At 53.2% G+C, this 20,774-nt stretch carries 21 protein-coding genes; 10 read left to right on the top strand and 11 right to left on the bottom strand.

What is annotated here, in order from left to right:
* The first annotated feature begins 82 nt into the window (after nucleotides 1-82).
* The 7 genes from greA to BLR09_RS21360 all read left to right on the top strand — a co-directional run bounded on the left by greA (nucleotide 83) and on the right by BLR09_RS21360 (nucleotide 6,993).
* Nucleotides 83-556, top strand: a complete 474-nt coding sequence (greA, locus tag BLR09_RS21390) for a transcription elongation factor GreA (protein ID WP_093207725.1) — start codon at nucleotides 83-85, stop codon at nucleotides 554-556.
* A gap of 208 nt (nucleotides 557-764) precedes the next feature.
* The gene (locus BLR09_RS21385) at nucleotides 765-1,160 is read left to right on the top strand and encodes an HIT family protein (protein ID WP_093207724.1); all 396 of its coding nucleotides are present in this window, start codon (nucleotides 765-767) and stop codon (nucleotides 1,158-1,160) included.
* Nucleotides 1,161-1,163: 3 nt separating this feature from the next.
* On the top strand, nucleotides 1,164-1,445 hold the full coding sequence (locus BLR09_RS21380; protein ID WP_093207722.1) for a YciI family protein: 282 nt from the start codon (nucleotides 1,164-1,166) through the stop codon (nucleotides 1,443-1,445).
* Nucleotides 1,446-1,513: 68 nt separating this feature from the next.
* Nucleotides 1,514-2,377: a hydroxypyruvate isomerase family protein gene (locus BLR09_RS21375; protein ID WP_245689983.1), complete on the top strand. Its 864-nt coding sequence runs from the start codon at nucleotides 1,514-1,516 to the stop codon at nucleotides 2,375-2,377.
* 727 nt (nucleotides 2,378-3,104) lie between these two features.
* Nucleotides 3,105-5,534, top strand: a complete 2,430-nt coding sequence (locus tag BLR09_RS21370; protein WP_093207719.1) for a TonB-dependent receptor — start codon at nucleotides 3,105-3,107, stop codon at nucleotides 5,532-5,534.
* Nucleotides 5,535-5,629: 95 nt separating this feature from the next.
* A complete protein-coding gene (locus BLR09_RS21365) occupies nucleotides 5,630-6,517 on the top strand; it encodes a DUF4249 domain-containing protein (RefSeq protein WP_093207717.1) in 888 nt (295 codons plus the stop codon).
* A 35-nt stretch (nucleotides 6,518-6,552) separates the two neighbouring features.
* The gene (locus BLR09_RS21360) at nucleotides 6,553-6,993 is read left to right on the top strand and encodes a nuclear transport factor 2 family protein (protein ID WP_093207716.1); all 441 of its coding nucleotides are present in this window, start codon (nucleotides 6,553-6,555) and stop codon (nucleotides 6,991-6,993) included.
* Here BLR09_RS21360 and BLR09_RS21355 read toward each other — a convergent pair.
* The 11 genes from BLR09_RS21355 to uvrA all read right to left on the bottom strand — a co-directional run bounded on the left by BLR09_RS21355 (nucleotide 6,988) and on the right by uvrA (nucleotide 18,038).
* Complete coding sequence (locus BLR09_RS21355; protein WP_093207714.1) at nucleotides 6,988-7,992, bottom strand: zinc-binding dehydrogenase; 1,005 nt, start codon at nucleotides 7,990-7,992, stop codon at nucleotides 6,988-6,990. The two genes, BLR09_RS21360 and BLR09_RS21355, sit on opposite strands and share 6 nt — an antisense overlap.
* A gap of 8 nt (nucleotides 7,993-8,000) precedes the next feature.
* Nucleotides 8,001-8,666: a hypothetical protein gene (locus BLR09_RS21350; protein WP_093207713.1), complete on the bottom strand. Its 666-nt coding sequence runs from the start codon at nucleotides 8,664-8,666 to the stop codon at nucleotides 8,001-8,003.
* 4 nt (nucleotides 8,667-8,670) lie between these two features.
* Nucleotides 8,671-10,035, bottom strand: coding sequence for a UDP-N-acetylmuramoyl-L-alanine--D-glutamate ligase (gene murD, locus BLR09_RS21345; RefSeq protein WP_093207860.1), 1,365 nt, complete (start codon nucleotides 10,033-10,035; stop codon nucleotides 8,671-8,673).
* Between the two features lie 65 nt (nucleotides 10,036-10,100).
* A complete protein-coding gene (mscL, locus tag BLR09_RS21340; protein WP_093207859.1) occupies nucleotides 10,101-10,520 on the bottom strand; it encodes a large conductance mechanosensitive channel protein MscL in 420 nt (139 codons plus the stop codon).
* 133 nt (nucleotides 10,521-10,653) lie between these two features.
* Nucleotides 10,654-10,995 carry a large-conductance mechanosensitive channel protein MscL gene (gene mscL, locus BLR09_RS21335; protein WP_093207711.1) on the bottom strand — a complete coding sequence of 114 codons (342 nt, stop codon included), beginning with the start codon at nucleotides 10,993-10,995 and terminating at the stop codon, nucleotides 10,654-10,656.
* A 30-nt stretch (nucleotides 10,996-11,025) separates the two neighbouring features.
* Nucleotides 11,026-11,961 (bottom strand): DUF3078 domain-containing protein, encoded by a 936-nt coding sequence (locus tag BLR09_RS21330; RefSeq protein ID WP_093207710.1) that lies wholly within the window; start codon nucleotides 11,959-11,961, stop codon nucleotides 11,026-11,028.
* A gap of 198 nt (nucleotides 11,962-12,159) precedes the next feature.
* The gene (gene tsf, locus BLR09_RS21325; RefSeq protein WP_093207708.1) at nucleotides 12,160-12,996 is read right to left on the bottom strand and encodes a translation elongation factor Ts; all 837 of its coding nucleotides are present in this window, start codon (nucleotides 12,994-12,996) and stop codon (nucleotides 12,160-12,162) included.
* A gap of 156 nt (nucleotides 12,997-13,152) precedes the next feature.
* The gene (gene rpsB / locus BLR09_RS21320) at nucleotides 13,153-13,971 is read right to left on the bottom strand and encodes a 30S ribosomal protein S2 (RefSeq protein ID WP_093207707.1); all 819 of its coding nucleotides are present in this window, start codon (nucleotides 13,969-13,971) and stop codon (nucleotides 13,153-13,155) included.
* 136 nt (nucleotides 13,972-14,107) lie between these two features.
* On the bottom strand, nucleotides 14,108-14,497 hold the full coding sequence (gene rpsI, locus BLR09_RS21315) for a 30S ribosomal protein S9 (RefSeq protein WP_093207705.1): 390 nt from the start codon (nucleotides 14,495-14,497) through the stop codon (nucleotides 14,108-14,110).
* A 51-nt stretch (nucleotides 14,498-14,548) separates the two neighbouring features.
* Nucleotides 14,549-14,992, bottom strand: a complete 444-nt coding sequence (gene rplM, locus BLR09_RS21310) for a 50S ribosomal protein L13 (protein ID WP_093207704.1) — start codon at nucleotides 14,990-14,992, stop codon at nucleotides 14,549-14,551.
* A gap of 190 nt (nucleotides 14,993-15,182) precedes the next feature.
* Nucleotides 15,183-18,038, bottom strand: a complete 2,856-nt coding sequence (gene uvrA, locus BLR09_RS21305; protein ID WP_093207702.1) for an excinuclease ABC subunit UvrA — start codon at nucleotides 18,036-18,038, stop codon at nucleotides 15,183-15,185.
* Nucleotides 18,039-18,371: 333 nt separating this feature from the next.
* Here uvrA and BLR09_RS21300 point away from each other — a divergent pair, with 333 nt between their 5' ends.
* The 3 genes from BLR09_RS21300 (at nucleotide 18,372) to BLR09_RS21290 (ending at nucleotide 20,641) form a co-directional block, all read left to right on the top strand.
* Nucleotides 18,372-19,058, top strand: coding sequence for a hypothetical protein (locus BLR09_RS21300; RefSeq protein ID WP_093207701.1), 687 nt, complete (start codon nucleotides 18,372-18,374; stop codon nucleotides 19,056-19,058).
* A 270-nt stretch (nucleotides 19,059-19,328) separates the two neighbouring features.
* Nucleotides 19,329-20,153 (top strand): N-acetylmuramic acid 6-phosphate etherase, encoded by an 825-nt coding sequence (gene murQ, locus BLR09_RS21295; protein WP_093207699.1) that lies wholly within the window; start codon nucleotides 19,329-19,331, stop codon nucleotides 20,151-20,153.
* Nucleotides 20,154-20,266: 113 nt separating this feature from the next.
* A complete protein-coding gene (locus BLR09_RS21290) occupies nucleotides 20,267-20,641 on the top strand; it encodes a c-type cytochrome (protein WP_093207698.1) in 375 nt (124 codons plus the stop codon).
* Nucleotides 20,642-20,774 lie beyond the last annotated feature (133 nt).

Raw genomic sequence — 20,774 nt, 5'->3', positions numbered from 1 at the left:
CCCCGGGCAACACCCTGATAACCGTCCGACAGGGCGCGCGATCAACCCAAAAAAAGTTACACCTGTAAATGAGATTTTGATTATGGGAAAAGTGGCCTATTATACCGAAGAAGGGCTCAATAAGCTTAAAGCCGATCTGCATGAACTGAAGACCAAGGGCCGGGCGCATATCGCACACCAGATTGCCGAAGCAAGAGATAAAGGTGACTTGTCTGAAAACGCTGAATACGACGCGGCCAAAGAAGCGCAGGGCCTCCACGAGCTGAAAATTGCCAAGCTCGAGGAGCTGCTCTCCAATGCCCGTATCCTGGACGAGTCTATTATTGATACCTCCAAAGTTGCGATCCTGTCGATTGTCAAGATCAAAAACAAGCGGAACAATATGATCGCTACCTATACGCTGGTAGCGGAAACAGAGGCCGATGTCAAAACCGGCAAAATCTCCGTTCAATCACCGATCGGCAAAGGCCTTCTCGGCAAGTCCGTCGGCGATGTGGCAGAAGTACAACTGCCTGCCGGCAAAGCGGAGTTTGAAGTACTGGACATCTCCCGGTAGGTTTTAACCTTCTTATACTATCCTGAAACGGGGCTGCTTCTAACCAGGCAGCCCCGTTTTTTCTTGCTTCTGTGTAGTCTGTGTTTTCTGTGAGAAAAAAATAAATAGCTCACAGAAAACACAGAATGCACAGAAGTACTTTTTGCAGATTCCTTCGAATACACCCTGCATCTTCTACATTCGTTGTCTGAACCAAACTACCGGACCGATGCCGTCTATTTTCACGCGGATCATTCAGGGAGAAATTCCCTGCCACAAGGTTGCCGAAGACGACCGATACCTCGCTTTCCTCGATATCTCGCCCCTTACGGAAGGCCACACCCTTGTGATTCCGAAAAAGGAAGTGGATTATGTCTTTGATCTGGACGATGCGACGCTTTCAGGACTGATCCTGTTTGCCAAGAAAATCGCGCCCGCTATTCAGAAAGCCTGCCCCTGCGTCCGTCTCGGCGTCAGTGTCATCGGCCTGGAAGTTCCGCATGCGCACGTCCACCTGATTCCGATGAACTCCATGCGGGACGTCAATTTTGCCAATCCGAAACTGTCTCTTTCCCAGGAACAGCTGGCGGTTATTGCTGCCCGCATCCGAAGCTATCTCGACTAAGCCATGCAATTTCACCTCCAGGCATACGACCACCCCGATGCGGCAGAGCGGCGGGCGGCTACCCGCCCTGCGCACCTCGCCCGCGCCCGGGAACTGAAAGCGGCCGGACATTTCCTTATCGGCGGCGCGCTCCTTTCGGACGACGGCCGGATGATCGGCTCTGTCATGATCATGGATTTTCCGGATGAAGCGACCCTCCGCGCCTGGCTCACTACCGAACCGTATGTAACCGGCGGCGTCTGGGATGAAATTAAAATTCAGCTTTTCAGGGTAGCCGATGTATAGAACATTCTAATTAGTTAAAGAAACCTGTTTTATCGCGCATATCTGCTCATTTTATGAACCGACGCTCTATGCTGAAGAAAACTGCGGCCGCGGCTGCCACCTCTTCGCTGGGTGCCACACTGGAAGCTGCTGCTGCCCAGCCGGCCCTCAAAGGCAATATCAAGCATTCCGTTTCCCGCTGGTGCTTCGGCTCCATTCCCCTCGATGAGTTTGCACAAGCCTGCAAGAACATCGGTATTCAGTCGATCGAACTGACCGGCCCCGCCGAATGGCCGACACTGGCCAAGTACGGCCTTACTTCTGCCATGGGGCAGGCCGACAGATGGCCCGACGGCACCGGCCTTCCCAGCTTCTTCAATAATCCGAAGAATCACGACAAGCTGGTCGAATGCTACGAAAAGCTCATTCCGGAGGCGAAGGCTGCCGGCGTCACCAACCTGATCTGTTTTTCGGGCAACCGGAACGGTCTCGACGACTACCAGGGTATCCTTAACTGCCAGAAAGGACTTAAGCGGATCATGCCGACCGCCGAAAAGCACGGCGTAACGCTGACGATGGAGCTCCTCAGCTCCCGGCACTCCCACCCGGACTACCAATGCGACACCGTACAATGGGGCTCGGTACTTTGCGAGGCTGTTGGGTCGGAACGCTTCAAACTGCTGTACGATATCTTCCACATGCAGTCCATGCATGGCGATCATATCCGTAATATCCAGCGGTATGGCCAGTACATCAGTCACTACCACACCGGCGGGATGCCCAACCGGACGGAAATCGACGATCGCCAGGAGATTTACTACCCTGCGATTGTCAAAGCGATCGTTGCAACCGGCTACAAAGGCTACATCGGTCAGGAATTCGTCCCGACGCCGAAGGACAAGGCAGGTATGCTGGAATCCCTGAAGCAGGGCGTACTCATTTGCGACGTTTAAAATCCGGCCGTCCGGCCGGATTCAAGATTATAAAATCATTTTTGTTAAAGGACGCCACTCCCGGCGTCCTTTTTCTTTTATCATTTGATAATGATCCATTTACCGTCATATAGTCCTGTCAGCACAGAATAACCTTTATAAAAGACCGAAAAAGTCAGCTTTTTGACCAAACATCGTAAAATTTGAACAGTTGGGAAATTTTTCCACACCTGTCAAAACCCCTCAAAACAGGCCCTGAGGGCATTTTTGGTCTTTTTCCGCCTTTCACCAGTTTCTTTTCAGTTATGCCGAAAAACCGACGTTTTATGCACTTGATCGAATAACGGTTGTATAAACGTAAAAAATGATCCATCTTCGAATTGTCAAACGACACACCACACGCTTTATGAAAACCCGGTGAAGTCCATCCGTTGGAGAGTCCTTACTTCGATCTGACGTACACTTCTTACCGTTATTGATTAGTTTCGCCTCGACGCCTTCAGAATGAGTTCGCTTTCCCGTCCCGCCAGGGCCTTTCAGCTCGGAAAGTGACAAACCTCCGCCAGAGTAAAAAAACGCCTCCGCCAGGTATGGCTGTATGATTTGCCGGTTTTTTCCGGGAAATGGTTGCTCTGTTTTTCCGCCATTAACGATGTATCGGTGACTTCGTCCGGATTCACCCTGGAAGAGTCGTATTGGTTCACACTGACAGCGCCGGAAAAAGCGCAGGTTATCCGCTATTACCCACATGAAAGCTTTTTACTCTTCCCTTCTGCTCGGAGGGATACTGGGACTTCTTTGCCTTTTCGCTACGTCCACTGTGGCCCAATCCCTTGCCGCCAGCGATAAGAAGATCTTCCGTACGCTCAGCGGCTACGTTCGCGAAGCGAAGACGGGAACGGCGATGACCGGCGTGCATGTCAGCGTACCCAGCCTCGGCGTCGGTACCACCACCAACTCCGCCGGCTTCTATACGCTTGCGGTGCCGGCCAAATGGTCTGTCCGCCCCCTCATCCGCATTTCCTATTCCTTTGTCGGTTATCAGACAGAAAACCTGACGGCTGATCTCAACTTCAATTCCGATATGAACATCGAACTGAAGCCGGAACTGACCAACCTCCGCGAAGTCGTTGTCAAAAGCAACGCCGCCACCCGGAAGGCGTCCGAATCGGTTCAGATGTCCAGCCTTTCCGTTCCGATTCAGCAGGTGAAGGAAATTCCAAGCCTGCTGGGCGAAAAGGATGTGTTGAAATCGCTGCAACTCCTTCCCGGCGTCCAAAAAGGCTCGGAAGGCTCCACCGGCCTCTATGTGCGCGGCGGCGGTCCGGACCAGAACCTCATCCTGCTCGACGACGCCCCGATCTACCATACTTCTCACCTCTTCGGCTTCTTCTCGCTTTTCAACGGAGATGCGATCAAATCGGTAGACCTTACCAAAGGCGGCTTTCCGGCGCATTTCGGCGGACGTCTCTCTTCCGTTGTGGAAATGCAGATGAAAGACGGAAACCGCGACCGCATCAGCGGAGAAGGCGGAATCGGCCTGATTTCTTCCCGCATGACGCTCGAAGGCCCGCTGAAAAAAGGAAAATCATCCTTCCTGATTTCCGGCCGCCGGACCTATGCCGATCTCATTCTGAAACCTTTTGTCCCTTCCATTTCCGACCATACCGGCTACTTCTACGACCTGAACCTGAAAGCGACGTTCGATGTTACGCCAAACGATTTCCTGTCTGTCAGCGCCTATACCGGAGAAGACCGGTTCGTTTATAAAACCAACGGCAGTGTTACACAGGAAAACGGCAACCTCCGCTGGGGCAATTCCGCCGGTACGGTACGCTGGCAACACCGCTTCAACAATGCGCTGAGCGCTACGACGTCCCTGTTTTATTCCCTGTACCAGTCACGCGTGAACATGAACCGGGATGTCATGTCGGAAGACGAAGTCGTCACCTACGCGCTCCGCAACCTTTCCGGCATCCGCGATGCCGGCCTGAAGTCTGATTTTACCTGGAATGCCGGCAGGCAACATACGCTTCGCTGGGGGCTGGCTCTGACCTCGCATCAGTTCCGCCCGAGCTCGACGACAATGCTCGACGGCGCTTCCGGCAAACCCTCTGCCGACAGCGTAGCGCTCAACAGCTGGGAAGGCGCGGTATACCTGGAAGATACCTGGCGACCGGCGGAGGGGCTGCAAATCAATGCCGGATTGCGGTACAGCGGATTCACGAGCGAAGGCATGACCTACTCCCATCCCGAACCCCGCGTTTCGGTTGCGTATAGTCCTGGCCGGAACTGGGCCGTGAAGGCTTCCTATGCGTCGATGAGCCAGTACATTCATTTGCTGTCGAATTCGGGTATCGGCCTGCCGACGGACCTCTGGGTTCCGTCAACTCCCCGCACGGCGCCCCAACGGTCGCAGCAGGTAGCGCTGGGTATTGCGAAGGATTTCACGTCCGGCACCACTCTGACGATTGAAGGTTTCTACAAAACCATGGACAACATGGTCGCTTATAAGGAAGGCGCCAGCTCCCTCTCCATCGGCAATACACAGGTGGCGCCCAACTGGGAAGATCAGATTACCTACGGAAAAGGCTGGAGCTACGGAGCGGAGTTTCTTCTTCAGAAAAAAGTGGGCCGCTTTACCGGCTGGGCCGGGTATACCCTCTCCTGGACGCAGCAACAGTTCGACGAGCTGAACTTCGGAAAGCCGTTCTGGGCCCGCTACGATCGCCGTCATGACGTTTCACTGGTGGGGATCTTCCACGTCAACGACCGTATCACGCTTTCCGGCACATGGGTATACGGTACAGGTCAGGCGCTTACGCTTCCGCAGGGCCAATACTGGGTACAGGGGTCCAACGGGCTCAAGAAACTCGGAGACGCCAAGCCCTACTATACACAGCGGGTATTCTCCGAATACGGTGAACGCAACAACTTCCGCCAGGCACCGTACCACCGCCTGGATATCGGCATCCAGTTTCACAAGAAAATGGGTCGCCGCGAACGTACCTGGGAAATCAGCTTCTACAACGCATACAACCGGCAAAATCCTTTCTTCTATTACCTCGACGCGGTCAACGTATCAACCGAACCGCAGGTGAAAAAAATCGAGAACCGGCTGAAACAGATTACCCTGTTCCCTGTCCTGCCGAGCGTCTCGTACGGATACAAGTTCTAACCACACCGTTCCCTGAAAATTTTTCCTTTCGGACCCGCTGACGCGGGTTCGCAGGGCGTTCTCACCCCCAATCATCACTTTTTGCTTCGAAAACCGTGAAAAAGGCCCTTTTCTTCTCTGCTCTTTCCCTGATCGCAACGTTGTCCTCCTGCGTCAAAGACTCCAGCGACGTGCTTGTTGCGACTACTCCCAAACTGGTCGTAGAATCTTACCTGAATCCGGCAGACGCCGAAATTTCGGTTCTGGTGAACGGTAGCCGCCCGATCGACGGCGCCGGCAGCGGCGACCGGGGTAATGTTAACCCGGTGAAGAACGCTACCGTTCTGCTTTCGAACGGAACAAAAGAAGTAACGCTGTTGTCAGCGGGTACCAATGTCTATAAAATCGCTGCATCCGCCCTGCCGCTCCGGCCCGGTCAAACGTATACACTGAAGGTGAGCGCAGCCGGCTACCCGGCTACCGATGCGACCTGTACGATTCCAAAGGGAATCAGCGAACCGGAGTCTGTGGACGGCGACCTCCAATATACCCTGACAGACGCCCCTTCTTCCACCTATACCGTCTACCGGAAACGGACGATGAAATGGTCGCCCAGCGAAACAGGCCGGAAATACTACATGGTCGGAAGCGGCGAAGGCTCTGTTTCTTCTACCCGCGTGAATGGCAGGGATTCGGTTTCGGTCCGTCTTTCCAACATGGAGGTAGTGGCCTTTTTACACGACGATAGTAATACCTCTTATACGACTCCTCAGCTGGCCTACCCTGTCGGGAAAGCAAAGGCCGACAAGAAGCTTATCAAAGGCGTTCCCGTTTTTGCTTTTGCCTATCAGGTGGATCGGAACTACTATGAATTTTTCCGAACGGCGAAGCTGCAGCGGGAAGTAGGCGACAATCCGTTTGCCGAAGCGGTCCCTGTGTTTACGAATATCCGCAATGGTCTGGGTGTTTTCGGAGCCTATGTTGCACGTATTCAACGGCTCTGAGTACTATCTTTGGTACCTGATAGCCTCATTGTACCATGATATTCGACAAACCCTCCCGCATATTGCTGACGCTAGTCGTCGTTTTTTCCTCCCTCCAGCTCGTACTGGCGCAGTCTCCGCAGGAACAGATCAGCCAACTGGAGAAGAAACGTTTTACGGCGATGGTCGACGCAGACGAAAAAACCCTTCAATCCCTGCTCTCGGATCAGCTATCGTATACCCATTCGGACGGGAAAGTAGACAACAAGGCCGGGTATATCGCCTCGGTGATGAACGGGACAATGGATTACCAGGAAATAGCGGTTCTGGAAGAAAAAATCACGGTAATACAGAAGACAGCGGTAGTATCCGGAAAAGCGAAGGTACGGGCCGTCCGCAACGGGCAGCCCCTGAACCTCACGCTACGGTATACGGATGTTTATGTCCGGGAGCAGGGCAAGTGGCATATGCTTGCCTGGCAGTCCCTGAAATTATAAGCCTGTTTCGAGAACGATTTTGCCGAACTGGCGGCTTTCCTCCATTTTTCGGAGCGCCGGTTCGATCTCTTCGAGCGAATACACCGAATCGATGACCGGGCGGATCTGTTTCTCTTCCACCAGGCGGAGCATGGCGTGAAACTCTTCCGGAGTACCCATTGTGGTACCCATTATGTCGAGTTGTTTGAAGAATACTTTAGCAGGAACGATATCTGTCAGGTTACCGAGCGTACCGCCGTACATGACAATGCGCCCGCCGAAACCGGCTACGTCCACAAGCTTGGAAAAACCGGGACCGGCGGCAGAGTCGATGATGACATTGAACAAGCCAGCTTTCGTTCCCAATTCCTTTTGCCATTGTGGCAACCGGTAGCTGATGCCGTCTTTTGCCCCCAGCGCGACAGCGCGGCTGATCTTTTCGTCGGAACCGGACGTCACATACACGTCGCACCCGTGAGCAAGCGCAAACTGAAGCGCGAAAAGCGCTACGCCGCCTCCTACTCCCGAGATCAGCACTTTGTCCCCTTCCCGTAGTTTTCCGCGGCTGAAAAGCGCCCGGTAGGCCGTCAGCCCGGCCAGCGGCAGCGCCGCCGCCTCGGTCCAGCTCAGGTGTGCCGGCTTATTATGCAGGTGAGCGGCATCAATACGGACGAATTCCGCGAAGGTACCATCTTCCGGCATACCCAGAATACGGAAGGTTTTGGGGTTATAGTGTGCCGGATTATTTCCCCAGCCCAGCGACGGATTCAGGATCACTTCCCGGCCGAGCCAGGTATGGTCTACTCCTTCACCCACGGCGTGTACAATACCCGCCCCATCCGACCCCGGCGTCACGGGAAGTTTCATTCCGGGATAAAGTCCTTTTTGTACCCACACGTCGCGGTGATTGAGCGCGGCGGCTTTCAACTGGACAATGGCTTCACCCGGTCCGGCTACCGGTTCCGGCAAATCAGTCAGGCGAAGAGGCGTATAGGTGGCTTCGAGTACGGCTGCTTTCATATCGGCAATTAAGGTAATTCGGCGAGAACCTGCCGGATTTCTTCCCAGTTTTTCAGTTTTACCTTGCGGGAAGCGGCGATTTCCTCGATACGCGCCGCCTGCTCCGGCAGGGCTTCGAGCAGGGATTTTTTGTCTTTTTTAACCCGGATAATCTTCTGATCCGGGCGGACGACATAGTAGCTTTCGTTGAAGTCAAACCGCTTTTGTTTGGTCGCCGAGTTGAAGGACGTCACATCCATCAGTGACGCCTTGACATAGCGGACCAGCTTCACCGATCCATCGGAAAGCACTTCGTAAAAGCTTGCCGGGGTCTGTTGGTCGACCGCCGGAAAACCCGCCCGATACTTCTTTCCGCTGAGCGTATCGCCCAGGACAAAAGCCGTCACCTCAAACCGCGACTGGTATACCTTCTCTCCTTCCCGGAACTCAGGTTTACCGGTGTAGGCGTTGTAATTAAGGGCGTCGGACAGGTACCATTTTCCGTTCGTACTTCTCAGAAAACCCTGGCCCCATTGTTCAGACACATAAGGCTGGTTTTCGTATTGCGTATAGCCGCCGACAGCAATCTGGTTGCTGCCTTCGATCTTGTTCGGACCGAACTGGTTGACATTGACCTGCTGGGCGGCCGCGTGCAGCGAACCGAACAGGAGCAAGATACCTGCTGCTTTCTTCATCGTGTCAGGAAGGATTGTGGATGGCTTGACGGACCGCCTCCCGGAACTGGTCCCCGCGATCCTCATAGTTCTTAAACAAATCAAAACTGGCACAGGCCGGCGACAACAGGACGATATCTCCCGGCTGCGCGTATGCAAGGCCCCAGGCAACCGCCTGCCGGACATCCTGCGTTTCCAGTATCACGGGTACTTTGCCACCGAAAAACGCTTTCAGCTTTTCATTATCGATACCCAGACAGATCAATACCTTCACCTGGCCGGCGACCAGCGCTTCGATCTGGGTATAGTCGTTTCCCTTATCCACACCGCCCATAATCAGGATGAGCGGGTTGGTATAGCTTCCCAACGCAAAAAAGACCGAGTCGACGTTCGTCGCCTTGGAGTCGTTGATAAACCGGATACCCTGGTACTCGCCCACAGGCTCCAGGCGGTGCGGCGCGTTCCGGAAGGTCTTCAGGTTTTTCCGGATTTCTGCTTCGGAAACACCCGCGGCTACCGCAGCGAGTATGGCGAAGCTGGCGTTCAGCGCATTATGCGTACCCGCAATGGGCAGATCAGCCAGGGCTACGCCAAATACCCCTTCAGTTGTCTGCACCTGAATTATGCCATCGGCAATACCGGCGCCGGCGGCAGGCTGCTCCTGTGCGGATACTGCCCAGCGCCGCGGCGTCAGGGTATCGGCGCCTCCCCGGCGTTGCAGTTCTCCTGCGATGGCCTCACTTTCCTGCCAGTAGATAAAGGTATCCGACGCCGTCATGTTCTGTAAAATCCGGAACTTGGAGTCGATGTATTCCTGGAAATTATAGTGGTAGCGGTCGAGGTGATCAGGCGTAATATTCGACAGAATAGCGATATCCGCCTTGAAATCGAACATGGTATCCAGCATAAAGCTGCTGATTTCAAGGACATAATAATCATAGGGATCGTCGATCACCTGTTTGGCGAAGCTGTCGCCGATATTCCCGGCCAGCCCGACGTTCCAGCCGGCCTCTTTCAGCAGGTGATAGGTCAGCAGGGTCGTGGTCGTCTTCCCGTTCGAACCCGTGATGGCGATCAGCCGGGCGTTGGTAAAACGGGCGGCGAACTCGATTTCGCCGATAACCGGAATACCTTTTTTTTTCAGTACTCCGATCAGGGGCACTTTGTCGGGGATGCCCGGGCTTTTGATGACTTCATCTGCCGAGAGAATACGCTCTTCGGTATGCGTCCCTTCTTCGAACGCAATGCCATGACGAATCAATTCCTCCCGGTACTTTTCGCCGAGGCTGCCCTTATCCGACAAAAATACCTCATACCCTTTCGCCTGGGCCAGTAACGCAGCACCTACTCCGCTCTCTCCTCCTCCCAAAACAGCTATTTTTTTCGCCATACTTCCGGTTATCAATTCGAAGCGAAGTTAGCAGGGGATTGACAAAAAGAAAGCGGTCCGGATTGTCAGGAAACGGTTTCTTTCTCCTTCAGCAGGTCCCGGATTTCGGTAAGCAGCGTTTCCTGTTTGGTGAGCGGAGGCGCCTGCGTTTCGTCTTTCTTCATCAACCGGTGAACCAGCCGCACGAGGAGGAAGACGATAAACGCGAGGATAAAGAAATTCACCACCACCGTTACGAAATTACCCCAGGCAAAGATCGGGCCCAGCTTCCGGGCTTCGGCCAGCGTAAGGCCGAGGGGTACTTTTTTCGATAGCGGGAGATATAAATTACTGAAATCAACGTCTCCGGGAATACTGACCAGGGGCATGATCAGGTCGTTGACGGCTGAATCTACGATTTTGCCGAAAGAGGCGCCGATGATTACCCCGACGGCGAGGTCGATCACGTTGCCGCGTTTGATAAACTGAACGAAACTTTTCAACATGGCGGAAAGAAAAAAAATGGTGATAGCCTTGTCCGAAAAAAACGGTTCCAGCGGCCTTTTCGGATGTAATACTTTCAAAAAAAGAGCCCGGCCAGGCCGGGCTCTTTTTTGAAAGTATTGTTTTTCCTGCTTATCAGGCCTTTTCGTCGGCTTTCTTGGCCGTCAGACCAGCGCGGTTCGCGCCTTTTACGACCAGGAACAATACCCAGGCGATGATGACAAACTCCAGGAGTACCTGAATAAAAGCGCCATAGGTAATGGCTACTTCGGGGGTTTTGGCAGCTTCATCCGCAGCTTTCAGTACCCATTTCGCGTCCTTGAAATCTACCCCTGCGAGCAAAAGCCCGATCGGAGGCATGATGATGTCATTGACAAGCGAAGTAGTGATTTTTCCAAAGGCTGCCCCGATGACGACGCCGATAGCCAGGTCAAGCACGTTGCCCTGGGCAATAAACTGTTTGAACTCTTTAAGCATAACAAGACGGATTTAGGTGAACAAGTGAAATCAGAAGGTATACAGGAAGCCGAGGCCCATCGCCTGAGCAAACTGGATCTTGTTGACCTGGTCCTGATCGTACAGGGCAATCAGGTCAAAGCTGAAGTTCAGGTACCGGTTGATTTTCGCAGTCAGTTTGGCGTCCAGGCGGTTGTCAATCGCGGCCAGGTCGCTGAACGAGGCAAACGCCTGATACCGGAATTTCAGGTTGACATTCTTGGCGATATCCTTGTCAAAATTCGCAACGAGCTGCATCAGCGCTACTTCCGTCCGGACGGCCTTGCCGCGGGTTACGCCGTAGTTTTTGAAGTCAAACGGATCTTTGCCCGCTTCTACCTGCGTCAGGTTCTTCTGGTCGATATCCTGATACATGTTTTTGTCTGCCAGGATGGTGTGGCGAACAGCGCCGGGCATGAAGTTCAGGTTGAAGAACTTCGTCGGCTTCCATTCCACACCCACCGCTTCGGTCAGGAACATCGGCGCGAGGAAACCGGCCATGCGTGGCGATGTACCGTCTTTGTAGGTATAGTTGTAGTCAAAGCCGTTGGCAAACTGCGAGAGGAAGTTGAAGTTGGCGACGAAAAACCACTTTCCGTCGGGTCCTTTTCCGAGTCGGCGGCCATACTTTGAGTCGAAGAAAATCCGGTCAATACTCTTCCGGAAATCCTGCCCTTTGATTTTCTGAAAACCAAACTGGCTCTGAAAGTCATTCGTCCAGTTATCCCGGTCCTTGAGATACTCGGCCTTTGCATTGAAGAAAGAGCCGAATCCGTAGTTGTTCACGCCCCCGCCCTGCCAGCTGTTGCTGAAGGAGCCCTGGTTGAAGTTAAGGCCGAATTCCTTTTTCTTCTTCCAGTAAGTAGTGTCTTTGGGCATTTCCTGGGCGACAGCAATGGTGGCAAGACTGGCGGCGACCAGGGACAGAATAGATTTTCGGATAAACATACGTATAGAATTAAGGAAAAATAAGTAAAACTATTCACTCATTGAGTAAAAACAAGGGTTATGGTGCCAATTTATGTAAAAGTGCGGGAAGTCTCCAAAGGGTCATGAGTAAACCCGTTGTAGTATTTTTGCCATAAAAGGTCACAAAAAAAGCGGTCACCGGAATCGGTGACCGCTTTTTTTCGACGAATGGGTCGATTATGACAGCGAAATGCGCTTGAATTCTGTTACGGTAAGGCCCTTCTGGGTCTTCTCGAGGAGTTGGGCGATCGTCAGGGAACCGTCTTTCACGAATTCCTGAGCGAGCAGCGTGTTTTCCTTGTAGAATTTCTCCAGACGACCTTGCGCGATACGATCCAGGATTGCTTCGGGCTTGCCTTCGGCGCGGGCTTGTTCGCGGCCGATTTCGAGCTCTTTTTCAACGATGGAAGCGTCAACCTGATCTTTGTTCACGGCTACCGGCTTCATCGCCGCGATTTGCATCGCGATGTCTTTTCCTACTTCGGCAACGTCCGTACCCTGAACATGGTTGAAGGCAACGAGAACGCCGAGCTTACCATTGGAGTGGATATAGCTGACAACCTGTTCGGCCGTTACGTTTTCGTAGGCAGCGATAACGATCTTCTCGCCGATTTTACCAACGAGCTCGGTGATCGTTTCCTGTACGGTACGACCATCTGCCAGGGCGAGGCCGAGGAGTTCTTCCGTAGACGCAGGGTTCTGCGCAACAGCAACTTCGATGATCGCCTGAGCGAGGTTCTTGAAGTCGTCTACTTTGGAAACGGGTTCGGTTTCGCAGGCGAGAGCCACGAGCTTACCGTTTCCGCCGTTTTCGCTTACCTGAATAAGAACAATCCCTTCGGAAGTGGTGTTGTCAGCGCGTTTCGCAGCTACTTTCTGACCAGCTTTCCGCAGGATTTCAATTGCTTTTTCAAAATCGCCATCGGCTTCGGAGAGTGCCTTTTTGCAGTCCATCATCCCCGCGCCGGTCATTTGGCGGAGTTTATTCACGTCAGCAGCGGTAATAGCAGCCATTGTAGTGAGTTTGTTTGTTACCGTGAAGGTGGGGCGTCGGCCCCGGATTATGAAATTAAGCTTTTGTTAAGCCGGACGAACCGACTGTAACATGGAATAGCCCAAAGCTGAAGCTCCGGGCTATTCACAAGGATGATCGGGTGATCAGACAGGGAATTAAGCGGCCGTTTCTTCGTCCGAAGAAGCTGCAGCTACGGGAGCAGCAGGAGCTTCAGCTGCATCACCTGAATCGGCTGCACGCTTGGCTTCTTCTTCTTCCTGAACGCGGGCGTCGTCCTTGTCTTGTTTCCGCTCCAGCAGACCTTCTTCGATGGCCTTACCGACAGCCAGGGTAATCAGGCTGATCGACTTGTAGGCATCATCGTTGGCAGGAATCGGGAAGTCAACGAGCTCGGGGTTTGAGTTCGTATCGCACATGGCGAAAACGGGGATACCCAGGCGTTGCGCTTCAGAAACAGCGATGTGTTCGCGCTTCACGTCTACCACGAAGAGGGCAGCCGGGAGACGGGTCAGGTCAGCGATACCGCCGAGTACACGCTCCAGTTTGTCCTTCTCACGTGACAGAACCAGTTTCTCTTTCTTGTTCAGGTTGCTGGCCGTTGCGTCGTCCTTGAGCATTTTCTCGAGGGAAGACATCTTCTTCAGCGACTTGCGGATGGTGGCGAAGTTCGTCAGCATACCACCGAGCCAGCGATCCGTTACGTACGGCATTTTCAGGCGACGCGCTTCTTCAGCTACGATTTCCTGAGCCTGCTTCTTCGTCGCAACGAACATGATTTTGCGCCCTGACCGAACAATTGCCTTGATGGCGGCAGAAGCCTCATCCAGACAAGCTACAGTCTTGTTCAGGTCAATAATATGGATGCCGTTTTTCTCCATGAAGATGTAAGGAGCCATCTTCGGATCCCACTTACGGGTCAGGTGACCAAAGTGTACACCGGCATCGAGGAGGTCTTTGTATGTTACTTGTGCCATTAGTGCTTTAGAAAAAAAGATAACGCTTGTTCCCGACACCGGACACTGTAAGCCGGAAACAGAGGCAATAGAATTGTTTTCCGTTTGCGGTTCTCAGTTGACTGAAAAACAGACAACTGAAAACTGAAAACCGGTATTAGCGCTTGCTGAACTGGAAGCGACGACGAGCCTTGCGACGGCCGGGTTTCTTCCGTTCAACCATACGGTCGTCACGGGTAAGGAAGCCGACTTTCTTAAGGGCCGTGTGATGTTCCGGATTCAGTTTATCCAGAGCACGGGAAATACCCATGCGGAGTGCCTCCGCCTGGCCTGCCACGCCACCGCCGTCCAGGTTCGCCTTGATGTCGTAGGAACCCAGGGTATTGGTGGTCGTAAAGGGCTGGTTAACAATGATCTGGAGAACTTCAGAAGGGAAGTACTCCTTGAAATCACGGCCGTTTACCGTAATGTTACCATTACCCGGCGTCAGATAGACACGGGCAACAGCCGTTTTACGGCGACCGAGCGTATTAATAACTTCTGCCATTTGAGTTTGGAATTTGTTGACCGTTAATCGTTGGAAAGATTAACGAACTGATTACAATTCGATTTTCTTCGGTTGTTGCGCTTCATGCGGATGGCTCGCGCCAGCATATACATGAAGGTTCGTAAACAAACGACGACCCAGACGATTTTTCGGCAACATACCTTTCACAGCATGTTCGATTACCCGACCCGGAATCCGGTCAAGAATCTCACGGGGAGTAGCAAAACGCTGTCCACCCGGGTGACCCGTGTGACGTACGTACTGCTTTTCCGTCAGCTTGTTGCCGGTAAGACGGATTTTTTCGGCGTTGATTACAATGACGTTGTCACCGCAATCGACGTGAGGAGTGTAATTGGTCTTGTGCTTACCCCGCAGGATAGCAGCGATTTGACTCGTCAAACGACCCAGCACCGCGTTTTCGGCATCAATAACGACCCACTCCTTATTGACGGTCGCTTTGTTAGCCGAGATAGTTTTGTAGCTTAACTGATCCACGATTTCTAAATTGCTTAAAATGTTTCCACTTGATTTTCAGGTACTTTGGGCATCTTCGCTGAAAAAGGGAGTGCAAATATAGCCGCTTTATTCCTGTAGATCAAAGACTTATTCAAGAAAATCACAAAAAAAGCGGCTTGCCGGACAACGTTTCCGGCAAGCCGCCTCTGACTCACGGGTTTCCCCGCTGTTATTTCATCTTTTCTTTCAGGAACAAGGCCGTATGATTGCTGTCCGGCAACTGAATCATCTCCTCAGGCGTACCCGCAAACGTGATCTGCCCGCCGGCTTCACCGCCGTCCGGCCCCAGGTCAATGATGTAATCCGCACACTTGATTACTTCCGTATTATGCTCGATCACCATCACCGAATCCCCCTGATCCACCAGGGCATTGATGGACTTCATCAGCTTCCGGATATCGTGGAAGTGAAGACCCGTCGTCGGTTCATCGAAGATAAACAACGTCTTCCCCGCATTCGGATTGCCCTTTCCCAGGAAACTCGCCAGTTTCACCCGCTGTGCCTCCCCGCCGGAAAGCGAGTTGGACGATTGCCCGAGCGTCACATACCCCAGCCCTACTTCCTGCAGCGGCACCAGCCGGTCATGGATCTTCGGCTCTCCCTGGAAAAACACCACGGCTTCGTCTACCGTCATATCCAGGATTTCTGAAACGTCCTTATCCTGGTACTTCACATCCAGAATTTCCTGCTTGAAGCGCTTGCCTCCGCAGGATTCGCATGTAAGGTAAATATCAGCCATGAACTGCATCTCGATCTTCACCTGGCCTTCTCCCTGGCAGGTTTCACAACGACCGCCGTCGACGTTGAACGAGAAATGGCTCGGCTTGTATGCCCGGGCCTTCGCCAGCGCCTGATCGCTCAGCAACTGCCGGATATGATCGTAGGCTTTCACATAGGTTACCGGGTTCGAGCGACTGGACTTGCCGATCGGGTTCTGGTCAACCATCTCCACCGCCGCCAGGCGCTTCAGGTCGCCCGTCAGCTCCGAGTATTTGCCGGATTCGTCCGAGTAGGTTCCCAGCATTTTACCGAGCGCGGGGTACAGAATCTTCCGGACCAGCGTCGATTTCCCGGAACCGCTGACACCTGTTACCACCGTCAGCGTACCGAGCGGGAAACGCGCATCTACGTCGCGCAGGTTGTTTTCCCGGGCGCCCTTCAGCTCAATCCAGCCCGACGGTTTCCGGCGGAAAGCCGGCAACGGTATCTGATCCTGCCCCGTCAGGAAGGCAATGGTATGGGACTCGCCGGAATACGTACTTTCGGCCAGGCCGGCAATATCCGCCCAGTTTCCCTGGAAGACCAGCCGGCCGCCGCCTGTACCCGCTTCAGGGCCGATATCGACGATTTCGTCGGCTGACTTCATTACTTCCTCTTCGTGTTCGACGACAATCACCGTATTTCCCAGATCCCGGAGCGATTCCAGTACGGAGATCAGCCGCTGGGTATCCCGCGGGTGAAGACCGATACTCGGTTCGTCAAGAATATACATGGAGCCAACCAGCGCACTACCCAGGGACGTAGCAAGTTTAATACGTTGAAACTCACCGCCCGAGAGCGTATTCGTCAACCGGTTCAGGGTAAGGTACCCCAATCCTACCCGCTCCATATAGTCAAGCCGGTTGCGGATTTCCGTCAGGATACGGCGCGCTACTTTTTCCTGAAAATCAGGCAGTTCCAATTCCCGGAAGAACGCCGCTATTTCTGAAATCGGGCGCAGTACCAGATCGATGATCGATTTTGATCCGATTTTGACATACCCCGCATCTTTCCGCAGACGGGAACCGCGGCATTCCGGACATACCGTCCGGCCACGGTACCGGCTCAGCAGCACGCGGTACTGAATCTTATAGGACTCTTCTTCCAGCATTTTGAAGAAGGCATTCAATCCCGAGAAATAGGCATTTCCGGTCCAGAGCAGTTCTTTCTCTTCCGCGCTCAGGTCTTTGTAGGCCCGGTGAATCGGGAAGTCAAACCGGATGCCGTTTTTCAGCAGCGGCGTCAGCCACTCGCTCATTTTTTCAGTCCGCCACGGCGCTACGGCGCCTTCAAAAACCGACAGGTTCCGGTCCGGAAAAACCATGTCATTATCAATCCCGAGTACGGTTCCGAAGCCTTCGCAGCGTTTACACGCCCCATACGGGTTATTGAAACTGAAGAGGTTAACACTCGGCTCTTCGAAAACGAGACCGTCGAGCTCAAACCGGTCCGAAAACTCCCGGTACTCTCCGCCGGCAATCCGGACAAAACAGGAGCCTTCTCCTTCAAAAAAGGCCGTCTGCACCGAATCACCAAGCCGGAACTGCGTTTCCTCATCGTCCTGTTTGATCGCTATCCGGTCGATCAGAATGTGTACCTCTTTTTTTCCGGATACCTCTGCCAGCGCTTCGGCGTCTTCCAGCAGCTCTTCGATCTGCCGCATCTCGCCGTCGGCCACAATCCGCGTAAACCCTTTCTGAACCAGAATGGTCAACTCTTCGGCGAGGGAGCGGTTTTCCTTCCGGATCAGCGGAGCAGAAATCAACACCCGGGTTCCTTCGGGCTGTGCCAGGAGGTAATCAACGACATCAGTGACGGTATCCTTGCGGACCTCTTGTCCGGAAACCGGCGAGATCGTCTTTCCGATGCGCGCAAAAAGCAGCTTGAGGTAATCGTATATTTCAGTGGTCGTACCGACAGTAGACCGCGGGTTTTTCGTCGATACTTTCTGTTCGATGGCGATGGCCGGGGAAACGCCCTGTATCCAGTCAACCTCCGGTTTTTCCATTCTCCCCAGAAACTGGCGGGCGTAGCTGCTGAGGCTCTCGACGTACATGCGCTGTCCTTCCGCGAACAGCGTATCGAACGCCAGAGACGACTTGCCGCTGCCCGATAACCCCGTGATTACCACGAGCTTGTTACGGGGAATCGCGACATCGATGTTTTTGAGATTATTAACCCGGGCGCCTTTGATCAGGATGTACTTCTTGGGATCAAGGGTTTCTACGCCGGGCCGTACTCCGGCCAGTAGTTCGGAAGAATTCATTGTACAAAGATAGCCCGTCCGGGGCTGGGAAGAAAAGGGTGATTCATTGTTTTCACCGAACGGCCGCAAGCGGCGCAACGTCGACAAAAAAAGAGGTTTCCATCGCGGGAACCAGCGGTTTGTGCAAGAAATTGCAGCATGATCCGTTACATGAGGACGTGCAGGGAGACCTTATCGCTCCGGAGAGCGTTCGGGTTTGCCGGCAGCGCGGTTTGTTTCCCAAGCAACTATTTAGGTTTTTTGGTGTCAGAGAAGAACGTGTTTCATCCTTAAAAATGTTCCGGACCCCCACCCGCCGGTCAGCCGGCGGTCGTCCTATTTACACACAACGTCATGATCCGAACCATTCTGGCAGGCCTGGTCCTTTTTATCGCCACAATTCCGGCCGCCTTTTCCCAGATTGACTCTCTTCCCCCGAGAACTTCCGACCGCCCCGTTATCATCCGTCAGCAACCCCTGGACGAAAACTACCGGGAAGACGGCGAAGAGCGGGAAATTCCCTGGCGCGCTGTTCCTTTCAAGGATAAGCTCCGCTATGGCCTCAACGTCACGACTCCTTCCCTGAGCTTTTTCGGCGGTAGCAGTATTTTCAGCTTTGATGTCTCTCCGATGGCAGGTATCCGGGTTACGCCTACTACGACGGCCGGTCTCGGTATTACATATAGCTACTATACCGGTCCTGACGGACTTACGGTCAAAGGCCGGGAAAAGCTGAGCCTTTTTGGCGGGCGGGTTTTTGTACAGCAGCACCTGAATTTCATCAAGGATGTCGTCCCCGGCCTTTTTCTCTGGGGCGAAGCCGAACAATACCAGGTACTGTCCTACCGCAATTCCCAGGGTAAAATCAATGGGTATCAGTTTGATCCGGGCTTCCTGATCGGCGGGGGCTATGGCGCGCCCGTCGGCGAAAAGGGCTTCCAGATTACCCTCCTCTATCATACCAACTATAACTCGAATCCGAATACCTACTCGTCCAGCGGCAGTCCGCTGGTGATTCGGATTGGGTGGTGGTTTAAGTAAGCAGTTTTCAGTTTACGGTTTTCAGTTTTCAGAAGAGTGCCTGAACAGGGTTTTACCTCCCGTTTCAGGCACTTTTTTTACATCAACACCTGCCGCGCATCAAACTGAAAACCGAAAACTGTAAACCGAAAACTGAAACAGAAACCCGCAAACAGAAATACCGAAAAACTTCAAAACCCGCACATTCACTGACGGAATCTTCCGGTTATCTGCTAACTTTGGGGTTGAATTGATATCCATTTCGCCCTTCCGGCGACTTTTTTGTTTCACATGCTCACGACAGAATCTGCCTCTCACTACGATCATTTGGATGAAATGTCCGTCCGCCAATTGCTGGAAGGCATCAATAACGAAGACAAGACCGTTCCCCTTGCCGTCGGGAAGGCGCTTCCGCAAATTGAAGCCCTCGTGACAGGCATCGTGGCCCGGATGAAACAGGGTGGGCGTCTTTTTTACATCGGAGCAGGTACCAGCGGGCGACTGGGTATTCTGGATGCTTCGGAATGCCCGCCGACCTACGGCGTGCCCTTCGGGCTCGTTGTCGGTCTGATCGCTGGCGGAGACACCGCGATCCGGAAGGCTGTTGAAAATGCGGAAGACGATATCGAACAAGCCTGGATCGATCTCCAGGAATACGACATCAACGAACTCGATTCACTCATCGGTATCGCCGCTTCGGGCACGACGCCCTACGTCATCGGCGGATTGCGTGAAGCACGTAAAAACGGTATCCTCACCGGCTGCGTGGTTTGCAACGCCGGCAGCCCGATCGCTGCGGAGGTGGAATTTCCGGTCGAAGTAGTCGTAGGTCCCGAATTTGTCACCGGCAGTACCCGTATGAAATCCGGTACCGCTCAAAAGCTCGTCCTGAACATGATCTCGACCACGACCATGATTCAGCTCGGCCGTGTGAAGGGTAACCGGATGGTAGACATGCAGTTATCGAACAACAAACTCGTCAACCGTGCCGTCAACATGGTGATGGAAGAATTGGGCACCACGCGGGAAATCGCGGAAGATCTGCTGGCGCACAACGGCAGCGTCCGCAAAGCCGTAGAGGCCGGACGCAATAAAAAGGCATCAATTATCGGCTGATTGCCAGCGATTATTTTGTTTTTTTAACAAAGGGTGGAAATAATTTTTCGCTACTTTTGCGTTTGACCTAGTAAAAACGAGCCTTTTTTCTCCATTTAGAGTTGAGTTTGACTATGAAAAAAATGCTGATACCCATGGCAGGTCTTGTGGCCGCCATTGTTTTGGGAACTTCCACCAATTCCTCTGCTCAAGCGAAGACCGAACCGCCGGCCGAAGTAAAGGCCCTGCTTGAAAAACACATTTGTTTGACTTGCCACAAGGTTTCGGAGCGTCTGGTAGGCCCTGCCTATACAGAGGTTGCGAAGAAGAAAAAATACAAAGCCGAGCAGATCGTTGAACTGATCTACAAGCCGAAGCCGGAAAACTGGCCCGGTTACCCGGCGATGGCGCCGATGACGCAGGTTCCGAAGGAAGATGCGCTCAAAATCGCTAAGTGGATCGTTTCACTCAACGGCGGCGCTGCCAAGCCTGCCAAGAAGAAGGCCTGATCTGCTGTTCAAGCGCTTACCGAAAAACCCCGGTCCGTATTCTGGCCGGGGTTTTTCGTTGATTTGCAGGTCTTTGGCTATTTTTGCCGGATAATTCTTTTTATACAACCTTCTGCCTGTCGGGCAGATTTTT

The organism is Siphonobacter aquaeclarae (assembly GCF_900103285.1).
GTDB lineage: Bacteria > Bacteroidota > Bacteroidia > Cytophagales > Spirosomataceae > Siphonobacter > Siphonobacter aquaeclarae.
The sequence above is the reverse complement of the archived record's forward strand: the minus strand, read 5'-3'. Positions and strand labels throughout refer to the sequence as shown.